The following is a 15,035-nucleotide window of genomic DNA, read 5'->3' on the forward strand; positions in this document are numbered from 1 at the left end:
ACCACAGGGAGACGTTTGGCGAAGGCTCGCCGTTCGGGACAGTTACCGTCCGCGATCGATAGATTCCGCGGTATGGGTCCCGGCCTGCGCCGGGACGACAACGGCGAGGACTTCCTACCCCGCCACTCCCGCGACCTTCGCCGGCTTCACGGGCGCCGCTTCCGTCGTCGCGATCAGGCGCTTCAGCTCGGGGATGCAGGAGCCGCAATTGGTGCCGGCCTTGAGCTTTGCGCCGATCTCGGCGGCGGTACGCGCGCCGGCCGCGATGGTGTCGCAGATGGTGCCGCGGCCGACGCCGAAGCAGGCGCAGACGATCGGGCCGGTTGCAGCAGCGCCCTCGCTGGACTTGCCCGACAACAGCATGCGGCGCTGGTCGTCGGTGACCTGATCGGCGACGAACAGGCTCTTCACGACCTCCCAGTCGCCGGCATCGTGCGCGGGGCCGACGAACAGGCAGGTCTCGATGCGGTCGCCCGCGAACGACGCGGCACGATAAACCCCGCCACCGAAATCGCGGTACTCGGCAACGTCCTCGCCGGCGACGGTCTCGAGCCAGGCCGGCCAGCGGGCAAGGTCCGCGTTGTCGGCGAAGAGATAGCCGAAGCCGCCGGCCACCGTGACGCGGGTCCACAACAGGTTCTGCGGCAGATCGAGCTCCTTGCGCGACAGCGCGAAGCCGCGGAAGACGAACTCATAAGGCGCGATCGCGGCCGGCGTGGCCTTGGATTCCGGCTGGCCCGAGAACGGATCGGTGAAGGATTGCACCAGCGCGCCGACGCGGCCGTGCGAGGCATTCATCGCGCTCCAGTGGATCGGCACGAACAGCGTGCCGCGCTGCTGCCGCTCGCTGACGACGGCCTTCAGGATGCACTGGCCGTAATCGGTGGTGATGCGGGCATAGCCGTCATGGGCGATGCCGTATTTGCCGGCGTCATCGGGATGGATCTCGACGAACGGCTCCGGCAGATGCGCGCCCAGCCGCTGGCTGAGGCCGGTGCGCGTCATCGTGTGCCACTGGTCGCGGATGCGGCCGGTGTTGAGCCTGAGCGGGCGCGACGGTCCGGTCTCGCTGCGCAGCGTCGGCACCTCCGGCGCAATGAAGCGGCCCTTGCCGTCGTTGGTGAAGAAGCCGCCTTGCGCGAAGAAGCGTTCGCCGGGCGTCGCGCCTTCGCGCACCGGCCACTGCACCGGCTTCAAGGCGTCGAAAGCATCGTCCGACAGCGAGGTTAGCGCGCCGATGTCGAAATCGCGGCTGCCGTCGTTCTCGAAGGCCGAGAGCGCTGCATGCTCACGGAAGATCTCGGCCGCGGATTTGTAGTTGAAACTGTCGCCGAAGCCGAGCCGCTTGGCGGTCTCGCTCAGGATCCACCAATCGGGGCGCGCCTCGCCCGGCGCCGGCAGGAACGAGCGCTGGCGCGAGATGCGGCGCTCGGAATTGGTCACGGTGCCCGACTTCTCGCCCCAGGCGAGCGCGGGCAGCAGCACATGCGGGCCGGCCTCGACGGTGTCGTTGGAGAGCACGTTCTCGGAGACCACGAACAGTTCGAGCTTCTTCAGCGCCTCACGCACGAAATCCGCATCGGGCAGCGACACCGCGGGGTTGGTGCCCATCACCCACAGCGCCTTGACCTCGCCGCGGTTGATGGCCTCGAACAGCTGAACCGCCTTCAGGCCTTCATGGGTCGCGATGCGCGGCGCCTTCCAGAACCGGCGCACGCGGTCGATGTCGGGCGGTGTGAAACCCATATGGGCGGCGAGCATGTTGGCGAGGCCGCCGACCTCGCGGCCGCCCATCGCATTGGGCTGGCCGGTGAGCGAGAACGGCGAGGCGCCGGGCTTGCCGATGCGGCCCGTGGCGAGATGGCAGTTGAGGATCGCGTTGACCTTGTCGGTGCCCTGCGCCGACTGGTTGACACCCTGCGAGTAGAGCGTGACGACCTTCTCGGTGTCGCGGAACATCTTGAAGAAGGTCGCGACGTCCTGTTCGGACAGCCCGGTCGCCAGCGCGGTCGCGGTGACGCTGCCGGCGATATTGCGCGAGCGCGCCAGCGCATCCTCGAACCCCGACGTGTTCTGCGCGATGTAGTCCTGGTCCAGCGCGCCATTGTCGGCGAGATGCACGAACAGGCCGGAGAACAAGGCGGTGTCGGTGCCGGGCTTGAGGCCCAGGAACAGATCGACGTCGCTCGCGGTGTCGGTGCGGCGCGGATCGATCACGATCATGCGCGCGCCGCGCTCGGCGCGGTTCTTCAGCATACGCTGGAACAACACCGGATGGCACCAGGCCGCGTTCGAGCCTACGAAAACCAGCAGGTCGGCCTGGTCGAGATCCTCGTAGCAGCCCGGCACGGTGTCTGCGCCGAAGGCGCGGCGGTGGCCGGCGACCGAGGACGACATGCAGAGCCGCGAATTGGTGTCGACATTGGCCGTGCCGACAAAACCCTTCATCAGCTTGTTGGCGACGTAATAGTCCTCGGTCAGGAGCTGGCCGGAGAGATAGAAGGCGACCGCGTCGGCGCCGTCGCGCGCCACGATGTGCTGCATGCGATGGGCGACATGGTCGAGCGCATCGCTCCAGGCGACACGCTCCAGCACGCCCTTGCAGCGGATCATGGGATAGAGCAGCCGGCTCTCGAGCCCAACGGTCTCGCCGAGCGCGGAGCCCTTCGAGCACAGCCGGCCGAAATTGGCGGGATGGTCGGGATCGCCGGCAATCGCCGCGCCGCCCTTGCCGTCGGGCGTCGACAGCACGCCGCAGCCGACGCCGCAATAGGGGCAGGCCGTTCGGGTCGCGCGGAGCGTGGGATCGATCGCCGTCATATCAAGCCGCTTTCGAAGCCTGCGCGAGCACGCGGCCGAACATCATGTCGGTGCGGATGGCCGCGACCTTGTCGCGATTGCGGATCAGCTCAAGATACCAGAGCGCGTCGATCGTATCACCGATCAGCACGGCGCCGGTGAGCCGGCCGTCGGCGATGACGAGCTTCTTGTAGGTGCCACGCCTGCGGTCCGACAGCACGAGGCTCTCGCTGCCCTCGCCGCCCATGAAGTCGCCGGCCGAGAACACGCTGACGCCGGAGACCTTCAGATTGGTCGAGACCACGCTGCCCTGATAGGCGGCGGGCCGGCCGGCGAGATGCCGCGCCAGCACGCGCGCCTGCTCATAGGCGGGCTCGACCAGGCCATAGCAGGTGCCGCGATGCTCGGCGCATTCGCCGAGCGCGAAGATGTCGGACGAGGAGGTCTGCATCACGTCGTTGACGACCACGCCACGGTTGACCGCGATCCCCGCCTCCTTCGCCAGCGCGACGTTCGGCCTGATGCCGGCGGCGAAGATCACCGCATCGGCCTCGATGCGGCTGCCGTCGGCAAGCTCGACGGCCTCGACATGGCCCTCGCCATGGATGCGGGCGGTCGAGGCGTTGAGCAGGATGCGGACGCCCTTGCGCTCGACCAGCGTCTTCAAGAGGTCGGCGGCCGGAAGATCGAGCTGGCGCTCCATCAGCCGGTCCATCAGATGCAGCAGGGTGACGGGCGCGCCGGCCTTGGCGAGGCCGTAGGCGGCTTCAAGCCCAAGCAGGCCGCCGCCGACCACGACGACGCGCTTCTTCGCGGCGGCGAGCGTCAGCAGCAAATCGACGTCGCGCGTATCGCGAAACGTGTGCACGCCGGCAAGGTCCGCGCCTGGCACGTTGAGCCGCAGCGGCGTCGAGCCCGTGGCGAGCACGAGCTTGGAATATTCCATGCTCTCCTCGCCCGCGATCTTGAGCTCGCGGCGCCCGGTGTCGATCTCGGTGACGCGGTAGCCGTAGCGCACGGTGACGCCGCGATGGCGCCACCAGTCGGCCGGCCGCAGCTCGATCTCGTGCGAGCCGGTCTCCCCGGCCAGCACGGATGACAGCAGGACGCGATTGTAAGCGAGCCGCGGCTCCTCGCCGATCACGGCGACCGCGTAGCGGCCGAGTGCGGTCTTGGCGAGCTCGTCGACGAGACGCGCGGCCGCCATACCGTTACCGACGATGACGAGCGGTTCACTCACAAGGCATCTCCTATTCGGCGGCCTGCGGCTGTGCGCCGTAGGCCTCGGACATCATGTAGCCGGACAGCACGCCGTAGGCGTCGGTCCAGGCGGTGGCGAGTTCGGGCGTCCAGGCCTCGCCAAGACCCTTCTCCAGGGTCCACAGCAAGGTCGCGCCGACCACGGGGTAGTGCTCGGCCTTGGCGCCATAAGCGACGTGACGCTTGGCCAGCGCCGAGGCCGCAGGAAGAATCGTCTCGAGGTTCGACAGACCGCCGACCACGGCGGCGAGCATGCCCATCAGCTTCTTGCGCTGCTCGGTCATGTCTTCAGGAAACATCGCGCGCACGGACGGCGCCACCTCGAACAGGCGATCGTAGAACAGCACCGCAGCGGTTTCCGAGATCGGAGCGACCTTGGAAAAGCTCTGCTGGATGAGGGTCACTTGTTCGGGCGTCATGATGGTCTCCTGTCTGTTTCGGTTTGCCTTGGTGCGCGCCGTTGCGAACAAGGTTCATGGGTCAAACGTCATCAGAGAGTCTTCTCCCCGCGTACGGGGAGAAGCGAGATTCGTACCAAGTTCAGACCCGCGCTTCGGCGAGGCCTGCGGCGCCCTCACCCTGCGGACTGCGACGCAGGTAGAACCACCAGGTCAGGCCGAGGCAGGAGGCGTAGAAGACGAGATAGATCGCGAGCGCGAGCGACGGCCCGCCGGTCAGGGCGATCGACTTGCCGAACCCGCTCGGGATCAGATAGCCACCGACGGCGCCGATCGCGCCGATGAAGCCGACCGCGGCGCCGCTCTCGATGCTCGCGGTCTTCAGCGCGACCGCGCGCGCCGCATCGCCCTGGCCGCGTACCTTGGCCAGATTCTGCTCACGGAAGATCGAGGGGATCATGCGGTAGGTCGAGCCGTTGCCGATGCCCGTCGTCACGAACAGGATCAGGAACATCGACAGGAAGCCGGTGAAGTCCTTGTGCCCGACGAAGTAGAGCACGCCGACTGTCGCCGCCGCCATCACGATGAAATTCCAGAAGGTGATGACCGAGCCGCCGATCCTGTCGGCGAGCCAGCCGCCGAACGGCCGCGACAGCGATCCGACCAGCGGACCGAGGAACGCGATCGAGATCGTCACCGACGGGAACTGCGTCTTGAGCAGCAGCGGGAATGCCGCCGAGTAGCCGATGAAGGATCCGAACGTGCCGATGTAGAGGTACGCCATGATCCAGGTGTGCCTGCGCTTGACCACCGCGAGCTGGTTCCTGATCGACGACTTGGCCGTGGTCAGGTTGTTCATGAAGAACACCGCACCGAACACCGCGATCCCGATCGGCAGCACCCACATCAGGCCGGCATTCTGCAGGAAGATGCCGTCGACGGGCGTTGCCTGGAACAGGTTGATCACGGCGAGCGTCATCAGGATCGGGGTCAGCAGCTGCACGCTGGAGACGCCGATATTGCCGCCGGCCGCATTGAGGCCGAGCGCCCAGCCCTTCATCCTGTCCGGGAAGAAGAAGGAGATGTTGGTCATGCTGGAGGCGAAATTGCCGCCGCCGAGACCGGCGGTCGAAGCGACCAGCAGCATCAGCCAGAAGGGCGTGTCGGGATGGCTGACGAAATACGCCAGCGACAGCGTCGGGATGAACAGGATCGCCGCGCTGAAAATGGTCCAGTTGCGGCCGCCGAAGGTCGTGACCGCGAAGGTATAGGGAAAGCGCATGAAGGCGCCGATGAGCCCCGGCACAGCGACGAGCTGAAACAGCTGGTCGGTTGTGTATTGGAAGCCCGCCTGCGGCAGCTTGGTGGTGACGATGCTCCAGATCAGCCACACCGAGAAGCCGATATGCTCGGCAACGATCGACCAGATCAGGTTACGCCGGGCGATTGTCTTGCCGCCCGCATTCCAGAACGCCTCGTCCTCGGGGCGCCAGTCTGAAATCCAAGTAGGATTCTTCGTCATTGAGTATCCCTTCCAGGCTCACCGCTGCGTCGTTGCAGGCTCAGCCTCCGATCACGGAGGCACGCTCCGGGGCTTCTCCCCGGTGGCGAGTTCACGATGCTGATTGATGATGTTGAGGGACGTCGTCGTTGGCGTCGGACAAGGTAATTCAACTTCCGTGCCAACTGCCTGGAATCGGGAAATACAGGGAATTCAGCAGCTTATTCGAATTGACCGAAATTTTTGCACGCGTATTTCGCACGCAAATTTTGCGATTCGCTCAATCCCTGTGCGGCGCACAAGGATTGAGCTTGATGATTTCAAATTAGGCGCGGTGTTTCCGCGCGTTAACGATTGCGTTACGCAGCCTCGACGAAGCGATGACGCTCGTACAGGAATTCGAGCACGCGCTGGCGACACTTCAAGTACGTCGCGTTTGTCGCGAGCTCGAGCCGCTTGCGCGGCCTTGCGAGCGGAACTTCCAGCACCTCGCCGATGCGCGCGCTCGGCCCGTTCGTCATCATCACGATGCGGTCGGACAACAGCACGGCCTCGTCGACGTCGTGGGTGATCATCAGGATGGTGTTGCCGAGCTTCTGATGCAGCGCCATCACCGAGTCCTGCAGATGCGCCCGCGTCAGCGCGTCGAGCGCACCGAACGGCTCATCCAGCAGCAGCACCTTCGGCTCCATCGCCAAAGCCCGGGCGATGCCGACACGCTGCTTCATGCCGCCGGAGATTTCCGACGGGCGCTTGTCCCTGGCATGGGCCATCTGCACCAGGTTGAGATTGTGCATCACCCAAGCGTCGCGCTCGGCCTTCGTCTTGGTCCTGGCGAAGACCTTGTCGACGCCGAGCCTGACGTTTTCGTAGACGGTGAGCCAGGGCAGCAGGCTGTGGTTCTGGAACACCACGGCGCGATCGGGTCCCGGCGAGTTGACCTCGCGGTTCTCCAGCAGCACGCCCCCGGTCGTGGCGGTAGTCAGCCCCGCGATGATGTTGAGCAGGGTCGACTTGCCGCAACCGGAATGGCCGATGATCGAGACGTACTGCCCCTTCTCGATCGTCAGGTTGATGTCCTTCAGCACCTCGGTGCTCGCAGCGCCGCGGGTGAATATCTTGTCGATGTGATCGAGCTTCAGATAGGCGGTCATGTGTCCCTTCTCCTTAGCTTGTCGCGGTGCCGCGGGTGACGACCTTGCCGAGGCCCGCGATCAGGCGGTCCAGCACGAAGCCGACAATGCCGACATAGAACAGCGCCAGGATGATCTCGCTGATATGCGAGGAGTTCCAGGCGTCCCAGATGAAGAAGCCGATGCCGACGCCGCCGATCAGCATTTCGGCCGCGACGATGGCGAGCCAGGACAGGCCGATGCCGATGCGAAGGCCGGTGAAGATGTAGGGCGCGGCCGCCGGGATCATGATCTTGGAGAAGAACTCGAGCGGGTTGAGCTGCACCACCGCCGCGACGTTGCGATAATCCTGCGGGATGTTGCGGATGCCGACCGCGGTGTTGATGATGATCGGCCAGATCGAGGTGATGAAGATGACGAAGATCGCCGAAGGCTGGCCGTCGCGGAACGCGGCGAGCGACAGCGGCAACCAGGCCAGCGGCGGAATCGTGCGCAGCACCTGGAACAACGGATCGAGCCCGCGCATCGCCCAGACCGACTGCCCGACCAGCACGCCGAGCGCGATGCCGGCGATCGCAGACAGCGAATAGCCGAGCGCGACGCGCTGGAGACTGGCGGAAAGATGCCAGAACAGGCCCTTGTCGATGCCGCCATGGTCGAAGAACGGGTCGAGGATCAGCTCCTTGGTGTCCTTGAACACTTTTGACGGCGGCGGCAGCGCCGAGCCGGCTCGCCGGCAGACCAGCTCCCACACCAGCGTCAGCAGCGCGATCACGACCAGCGGCGGGATGACGCGCACCGCCGTCTCCCTTGCCATGCGGGCGTAGGTCTCGCTGCGCGGCGGGCGCCTCAGTGTCATCGCGACGACCGGCGCGGCAACGGCTGCGGGCGCCGCGGTCTCGACCTCAATCTTCGTGGCAGTCATATTCATCGCAATATCTCTCCGGCTGCAAAAGACGATGCGGCCGCCTCGCGGCGGCCGCTGGCTCCATCAGACTTCGACGCGCTTGATCGCGAGCGACTTCAGATAGGCAGCCGGATTTTCGGGATCGAACACCTTGCCGTCGAAGAAGGTCTCCTTGCCGCGCGAGGTCGAAGCCGGAATGTCCGCCGCAGCTACGCCGAGCGTCTTGGCCGCATCGCGCCACATGTCCTCGCGGTTGACCTTGGCGATCAGCGCCTTGGTGTCGAAATTCGCCTCGTACTTGCCCCAGCGGATGTCTTCCGTGAGGAACCAGAGGTCGTGGCTCTGGAACGGATAGGAGGCGAAGTCGCGCCAGTACTTCATGATGTGCGGCGAGTTCTCGACCACCTTGCCGTTGCCGTAGTCGAACTTGCCGGCAGTGCGGTCGTAGACGTCCTCGACCGGACAGTTGATCCACTGCCGCTTAGCCATGATGGTGGCGAGTTCCTGCTTGTTCTCGGCCTTGTCGGCCCATTGCTGGGCCTCGAGCACCGCCATCAGGATCGCCTTGGTCGCCTTGGGATATTTGTCGACGAAGGCTGCGCGCATGCCGAAGGATTTCTCCGGATGCTTGTTCCAGATCTCGCCGGTATTGACCGCGGTGTAGCCGATGTCCTGGTGGACGAGCTGAAGATTCCAGGGCTCGCCGACGCAGAAGCAGTCCATGGTGCCGACCTTCATGTTCGCCACCATCTGCGGCGGCGGCACCACGATGGTCTCGATGTCCTTGTCGGGATCGATGCCGCCGGCGGCGAGCCAGTAGCGGATCCACAGATCATGCGTGCCGCCGGGGAAGGTCATCGCGGCCTTGACCGACTTGCCGGAAGCCTTCTTCTTCTCCAGCGCCGCCTTGAACGGCGCCGCGTCGGTGCCGAGCTTGAGGTCGGCATATTCCTTGGCGACCGAGATGCACTGCGCATCGAGGTTGAGCCGCGCCAGGATGTACATCGGCGTCGGCTGGTTGTTCTGCGTCACCTTGCCGGCCGAGATCAGGTACGGCATCGGCGTGAGGATATGCGCGCCGTCGATACCGTTGCCCTCCGAGCCGAGCACGAGATTGTCGCGCGTGGTACCCCAGGAGGCCTGCTTCTGCACGTCGACATCGGGCACGCCATACTTCGCGAACAGGCCCTTGTCCTTGGCGACGAAGAGCGGGCCGGCATCGGAGAGCGCGATGAAGCCGAGCTTGGCGCCCTTGACCTCGGGGCCTGCATCCTGCGCGAAGGCGCCGGCGGGGAAATTGAGCTTGGCGGCGGCGAGAAGAGCGGCGGTCGAGCCTGCGGCCTTCAACAATTGACGGCGGCTGAGCCCAATGTCCGAGGGCCTGCGGGTGCGCTTGGTCATGTCTAGTGTCGTCCTTTGCGTCGTTGCAGAATTGATGGCGTCAGTGCACACGAGCAGCCCGTCCGTCCGGCGGCGCCGTCCTTGGCGCATGCGAACGCACGACGGGGGAGACCCCCGTCTGGTGGCGTCAGCAAATCGGATGAGAAGTCTCGCGGGACGGCTTCAATGGCGTCGGCTTGGAACTATTCAAGCATCGTGCCAAGCGCTGCGATGCAAAATCACAAATAGAATTAGCGACTTAGCAGACCCGCGCTATCCTGCCGCAGGGCTGCCGCGCTTGCGAAATTTGCGCACTGCCCAATCCTTGTGCGGCGCACAAACCTTGTGCAACCGCTCAAGCAGAAGGCCGCCAAGCACCACGGGCCACGAGTCACGAGAGACGCATCACATTGATATAACTTGATTTTTCTCACGCGTTTCGGCGGCACGCAACTTGCTTCTCTATTGGTGTCAACGAAGACTGCGGTTCGCCGCATTGTTGCAGCCTCCGCCGGCTGCATTTTGGAAGCCGATCTGCTTCGCGGCCCCTTCCGGCTCAGTTCTCGTGACGCGATTCCCAAGGGCTTCCAGACCTCCATAACCCTCGTGCGCGGCTAGGCCGTCCGCACGGCCCAAAACGTTCAGCCGCGCTCTCACGGGCGTGTCGATCTCACTTACGAAGCAAAGGAACCATTGATGTCGTATCTCGCGCCTTCGGAATTCGTCACCAAGATGGTGGATGCAGGCGAGTCCAAGATCTTCATGTCCACCCGGGATACGATCATCCGGGCCTATATGGCCGGTGCCATCCTGGCGCTGGCGGCCTGGTTTGCCGTCACCATCAACGTCAACACGGGCCAGCCGCTGGTCGGCGCGCTGCTGTTTCCGGTCGGCTTCGTCATGCTCTATCTGCTGGGCTTCGACCTTCTGACAGGCGTGTTCGTGCTCTCCCCGCTCGCCCTGATCGACAAGCGCCCGGGCGTCACCTTTAGCGGCGTGCTGCGCAACTGGGGCCTCGTCTTCCTCGGCAACTTCGCCGGCGCCTTCACCGTGGCGTTCATGATGGCCTTCGTCACGACCTTCGGCTTCACGCAGGCGCCCGACAAGGTCGGCGCGGCCATCGGCAATATCGGCGAGGGCCGAACGCTGGGCTACGCCGCGCACGGCGCAGCCGGCATGGCGACGTTGTTCATGCGCGGCATGCTCTGCAACTGGATGGTTTCCACCGGCGTCGTCGGTGCCATGATCTCGACCTCGGTCCCCGGCAAGGTCATCGCGATGTGGATGCCGATCCTGGTGTTCTTCTACATGGTGTTCGAACATTCCGTCGTGAACATGTTCCTGTTCCCGTCGGGCCTGATGCTGCACGCCAAGTTCTCGATCATGGACTATCTGATCTGGAACGAGATCCCGACCGTGCTCGGCAACCTCGTCGGCGGCCTCGCCTTCACCGGCATGACGCTCTACGCCACGCACGTCCTGACTCTGCCGAAGCGTCAGGTCGACAAGGCTGCAAAGCCCCGCGTCGCCGCCTGATCGAATACGTCTCGACAGGGGAGCTTCGCCCGAGCAGGGTGAGGCTCCCCTCTCCTGGTGGTGACGATGTCCCGCGGACTCCTGATCTCGGTCGGCCAGCACTCCGACAAGGGGCGCAAGCCCCTCAACCAGGATTTTCACGGCGTCCTCATTCCCGAGGAGCCGCTGCTCGGCCTCAAGGGCATCGCTGCCGTCCTCGCCGACGGCATCTCCAGCAGCACGGTGAGCCAGATCGCCAGCGAGTCGGCGGTCAAGAGCTTCCTGATGGACTATTACTGCACGTCGGAATCCTGGACGGTGAAGACCTCCGCCCGCCGCGTGCTCAATGCCACCAATTCCTGGCTGCACGCGCAGACGCGCAAGAGCCAATACGCCTATGACCGCGACAAGGGCTATGTCTGCACCCTCAGCGCCATGGTCATCAAGGCGGCGACCGCGCACATCTTCCATGTCGGCGACTGCCGCATCTACCGCGTCGCCGGCAAGACGCTGGAGCAGCTGACCGAAGATCACCGCATCATCGTCTCGTCCGAGCAGACCTATCTCGGCCGCGCGCTCGGCATCAATCCGCAGCTCGAGATCGACTACCAGACCGTCGAGGTCCAGGCCGGCGACATCTTCCTGCTGGCAACGGACGGCGCCTACGAATTCGTCGATGCGCGCTTCATCACGGGAGTGATCAACGAGCATGCGGCCGAGCTCGACGACGCGGCACAGGCGATCGTCGAGGAAGCCTACCGGCGCGGCAGCGACGACAACATCACCGTGCAGATCCTGCGCATCGATGCGGTGCCCCAGCGCGAGCCCTCAGACCTCTTCAATCAGACCTCCGAGCTACCACTGCCTCCACTGCCCGAGCCGCGCGCGATGTTCGACGGTTACCGGATCGTCAGGGAAATCCACGGCAGCAGCCGCAGCCATATCTACCTTGCCGTCGATGCCGAGACCGAGGCACCAGTCGCGCTCAAGCTTCCCTCGATCGATCTGCGCGACAACGCGGCCTATCTTAAGCGCTTCCTGATGGAGGAATGGATCGCCCGCCGGATCGACAGCCCGCATGTGCTCAAGCCGCTGTCGCAGTCGCGGCGACGCAGCTACCTCTACGTCGCGACCGAATTCGTCGAGGGGCAGACGTTGCGGCAGTGGATGACCGACAATCCGCGCCCCGATCTCGAAACGGTGCGCGGGATCATCGAGCAGATCGCAGCGGGCCTACGTGCCTTCCACCGCATGGAGATGCTGCATCAGGACCTCAGGCCCGACAACATCCTGATCGACAAGACCGGCACCGCGAAGATCATCGACTTCGGCTCGGTCAGGGTGGCCGGCGTCGCGGAGGCCGTGCCGCAGGGCGAGGCCGACGAAATCCTCGGAACGGTCCAATATACGGCGCCGGAGTACTTCCTCGGCAACGGCGGCACGCCGCACTCCGACATGTTTTCGCTAGCCGTGATTTGCTACCAGATGCTGACGGGCAGACTTCCCTATGGCGCCCAGGTCGCGAGGATAAGGCGCAAGTCGGATGTGCGACGGCTCCAATACCGCCCGGCCGACGACGACCGCAACGTGCCCGCCTGGGTCGATGGCGCTCTGAGGCGCGCACTGCATCCTGATCCCTACAAGCGGCACGAAGACCTCTCCGAGTTCGTCTTCGAGCTGCGCTCGCCCAATCCGGCCTATCTCAATACCCGGATCACGCCCCTGTTGGAGCGCAGCCCGCTGATGTTCTGGAAACTGACATCGGCGGCGCTCGCCTGCGCGGTCGTGGTGCTGCTGGCGCTATTGCACGCGCGCTAGGACCTAAGGGCGGAAGCGTCAGGGTCTCCTAAATCAATCTTTGTCGGACCCGTTTATCGCCGCCGGCTCTCCGCCAGCGTAATGGCGCCTGCAGCCACCACGACAATGACGATGACGGTGGCAAGCGCCTCCACCGAGGCCAGGGTGTCGTACCAGCTGTTCCAAAGCTCAAGCATGCGCTGACCTCTATCGAGCGCACAGCCCACCAGCGCCAACATACACTCTGTCAAAAGGACGCGCCTTCGCGTATAAGTACAATGCTACGTTTCGCCGCGTGCGTTTTGATCGCGCGGCAGCGTGACCTGGGCCGGACGCCGCCATATCGAGCGAACGTAGGTGTGGCCGTCGCGCAGTGAGATCGCCCGCGGCCATGTCGAAGATGCCGACTGACTGTGAAGTGGTTTACATCCCTGTGTTCTTGGCCGGGCTAATGTGGCGAAGGCTTCTTTTTTGAAGGAGGCATCCAATGTTCGCGGCAATCAAATGGAACTCCCGATATAGCGCGCGCGAATGGGTGATGATGGCTGGAGCGTTGATCGTCCGACCCCGCGCGTCGAATACAAGCCAACAGAACGCTGAAACCAACCCAAGTCGGCCACTCTGGAAACAGTTCGACGACACCCATCATTGGGACGGTACCGCGGAGGAATGGGTTCCCAATCGCGATCGATGATCGTGCAACGCATTGTGCGTCGCGCAAGATCAGGTCCGGGCCTTCAGATCCCTTCCCGCTGACGGGCCCGGTCGAGCGGTGCGGTCACTACAAGCAGTCCGTCCCGATCGACGCGAGTGCCGCTGAACGGCCGGGTATCACGGACAACGCGGTCGCCCCTAATTCCTGCCCTACTCGGCTTGATCGTAGGCCTGCAGGATCCGGACAAAATCTGCCATGCTGGATCGATCTGGGTTGTTAGCCGTAGTCGCAACCTGAGTCTCGGACGCGGGGGCCGGCTGCCAGAACCGCATCAGAAGATCGGCGATGTTTCTCATGGCGTACTCCCTGCACCAACCATGGCGGTAATCATCAGTTGAGCGGCAAAGCGCCGCTGGATCGGGAGAAGGGCCGGCGGGCACTACGCCGCCGGCCTTGTCCTGCAACTGCCGGCTCGCAGGGCCGGTTCCGTTGCTTTTTACTCTGGATGTATCGGTAGCACCAAGCACCTCGTCGGCGCCATCGCGCGCAGGTATGCAGTGGCCATACCTAGGTAGATTTGGGCTGGTGAATCCGGATCAGCCGACCAGGTGTCGGTCTGGTCGCTGGCAGGAAATTCACCGAGCTCCGTGATTGCGCCGCTGTCAGAAGCACAGCGGACGCCGGACGCGCCTGGACTGCCGGCCATCCCAGGCGTCGTCAGGCGGGCTCCGCCGCCTTCGTCCCCAGCGGCTTCGGCGCCATGCCGCCGCCGGGCTTGAGATGGAATTCGTAGGTCATCAGGTGCCACTGCCCTTTCGCCTTGCTGCCGTCGGGCATCGCAGGATCGTTGCGCGACTCGACCTTGGCGACGAGGTCGTCCTTGACGCCGAACACGACGTCGGAATCGAGATATTTGTCGCCATCCATGAAGACGTGGGTGATCAGCGGCTCATAGCCCTTGGCATTGACCAGGAAGTGCACATGCGCGGGCCGCATCGGGTGGCGATTGGTCTGCAGGATCATCTCGCCGACGGGGCCATCGGTCGGGATCGGATAGCTGCATGGGAGGATGGTACGGAAGAAGAAGCGGCCGTCGCTGTCGGTGATGAAGCGCGCCCGCGCCGAGGCGCCGACCTCGTCGTAGTTCGCCTTCTGTGAATCGTAGAAACCGTCGTCGTCGGCATGCCAGACGTCGACGGGCACGCCCGCCAGCGGCTTGCCTTGCAGATCCGTGACGCGGCTCTGCACGAACATGCGCTCGCCCGTGAGATTGTTCGGCGAGATGTCGGTGCCATGCGGGGTCACCTTGTGCTCGCCGACGTAGAAGGGGCCGAGCACCGTGGTCTGGGTGGCGCCGTCGCGGTCGCGGTGATTGACCGCGTCGACCAGCATGGAGACGCCGAGCACATCGGACAGCAGGATGAACTCCTGCCGGGTGTCGGTGCATTTCTGGCCGGTGCGGGTCAGGAAATCGATGGCGTATTCCCATTCCTCGAAGGTGAGACCGGTCTTGCTCACGTAATCGTGCAGCGACTTCACTAATTCCTGCAGCAGGAATTTTGCGCGGGGGTTCGGGGTCTGATCGAAGCTGTTGACGACAGCTTCGGTGAGGTCGGTCTCGTTGAACTGGGTCATGGTGCGTCTGCCCTCGCGTTTTTCTCGTTGGCCCGGGCGGGCTCCTGGAAGCGTT

13 protein-coding genes are annotated in these 15,035 nt (G+C 64.4%); 3 read left to right on the forward strand and 10 right to left on the reverse strand.

Translation table 11 applies throughout. The annotated features are described in order from the left end of the window. Positions 1-114: 114 nt before the first annotated feature. The 7 genes from A7X65_RS28065 to A7X65_RS28095 all read right to left on the reverse strand — a co-directional run bounded on the left by A7X65_RS28065 (position 115) and on the right by A7X65_RS28095 (position 9,399). Entirely contained in the window at positions 115-2,820 is a 2,706-nt protein-coding gene (locus A7X65_RS28065) for a nitrate reductase (RefSeq protein ID WP_063691381.1), read from the reverse strand. Position 2,821: 1 nt separating this feature from the next. Beyond that, complete coding sequence (locus tag A7X65_RS28070) at positions 2,822-4,039, reverse strand: NAD(P)/FAD-dependent oxidoreductase (protein WP_082885087.1); 1,218 nt, start codon at positions 4,037-4,039, stop codon at positions 2,822-2,824. A gap of 10 nt (positions 4,040-4,049) precedes the next feature. Next, positions 4,050-4,478: a globin family protein gene (locus A7X65_RS28075; RefSeq protein ID WP_063692548.1), complete on the reverse strand. Its 429-nt coding sequence runs from the start codon at positions 4,476-4,478 to the stop codon at positions 4,050-4,052. 121 nt (positions 4,479-4,599) lie between these two features. Then, on the reverse strand, positions 4,600-5,979 hold the full coding sequence (locus A7X65_RS28080) for an MFS transporter (RefSeq protein WP_063691385.1): 1,380 nt from the start codon (positions 5,977-5,979) through the stop codon (positions 4,600-4,602). A 338-nt stretch (positions 5,980-6,317) separates the two neighbouring features. Next, positions 6,318-7,112: an ABC transporter ATP-binding protein gene (locus tag A7X65_RS28085; protein ID WP_063691386.1), complete on the reverse strand. Its 795-nt coding sequence runs from the start codon at positions 7,110-7,112 to the stop codon at positions 6,318-6,320. 13 nt (positions 7,113-7,125) lie between these two features. Further along, entirely contained in the window at positions 7,126-8,022 is an 897-nt protein-coding gene (ntrB, locus tag A7X65_RS28090) for a nitrate ABC transporter permease (protein ID WP_063691388.1), read from the reverse strand. Positions 8,023-8,082: 60 nt separating this feature from the next. Beyond that, the gene (locus A7X65_RS28095) at positions 8,083-9,399 is read right to left on the reverse strand and encodes a CmpA/NrtA family ABC transporter substrate-binding protein (protein ID WP_063691390.1); all 1,317 of its coding nucleotides are present in this window, start codon (positions 9,397-9,399) and stop codon (positions 8,083-8,085) included. 399 nt (positions 9,400-9,798) lie between these two features. On the opposite strand from A7X65_RS28095, the gene A7X65_RS42115 reads away from it, so the two are divergent. The 3 genes from A7X65_RS42115 to A7X65_RS28105 all read left to right on the forward strand — a co-directional run bounded on the left by A7X65_RS42115 (position 9,799) and on the right by A7X65_RS28105 (position 12,711). Next, positions 9,799-9,996, forward strand: a complete 198-nt coding sequence (locus A7X65_RS42115) for a hypothetical protein (protein WP_156528165.1) — start codon at positions 9,799-9,801, stop codon at positions 9,994-9,996. Between the two features lie 78 nt (positions 9,997-10,074). Beyond that, positions 10,075-10,914: a formate/nitrite transporter family protein gene (locus A7X65_RS28100; protein ID WP_063691391.1), complete on the forward strand. Its 840-nt coding sequence runs from the start codon at positions 10,075-10,077 to the stop codon at positions 10,912-10,914. Positions 10,915-10,980: 66 nt separating this feature from the next. Then, complete coding sequence (locus A7X65_RS28105) at positions 10,981-12,711, forward strand: bifunctional protein-serine/threonine kinase/phosphatase (protein WP_208608630.1); 1,731 nt, start codon at positions 10,981-10,983, stop codon at positions 12,709-12,711. 53 nt (positions 12,712-12,764) lie between these two features. Here A7X65_RS28105 and A7X65_RS43635 read toward each other — a convergent pair whose 3' ends face one another. The 3 genes from A7X65_RS43635 to A7X65_RS28110 form a co-directional block, all read right to left on the reverse strand. Then, positions 12,765-12,887 (reverse strand): hypothetical protein, encoded by a 123-nt coding sequence (locus A7X65_RS43635; protein WP_283806179.1) that lies wholly within the window; start codon positions 12,885-12,887, stop codon positions 12,765-12,767. A gap of 667 nt (positions 12,888-13,554) precedes the next feature. Then, positions 13,555-13,701: a hypothetical protein gene (locus A7X65_RS42820; RefSeq protein ID WP_167358293.1), complete on the reverse strand. Its 147-nt coding sequence runs from the start codon at positions 13,699-13,701 to the stop codon at positions 13,555-13,557. 361 nt (positions 13,702-14,062) lie between these two features. Next, a complete protein-coding gene (locus A7X65_RS28110; protein WP_063691392.1) occupies positions 14,063-14,980 on the reverse strand; it encodes an intradiol ring-cleavage dioxygenase in 918 nt (305 codons plus the stop codon). Between the last annotated feature and the right edge of the window lie 55 nt (positions 14,981-15,035).

It is taken from the genome of Bradyrhizobium stylosanthis (assembly GCF_001641335.1).
GTDB lineage: Bacteria > Pseudomonadota > Alphaproteobacteria > Rhizobiales > Xanthobacteraceae > Bradyrhizobium > Bradyrhizobium stylosanthis.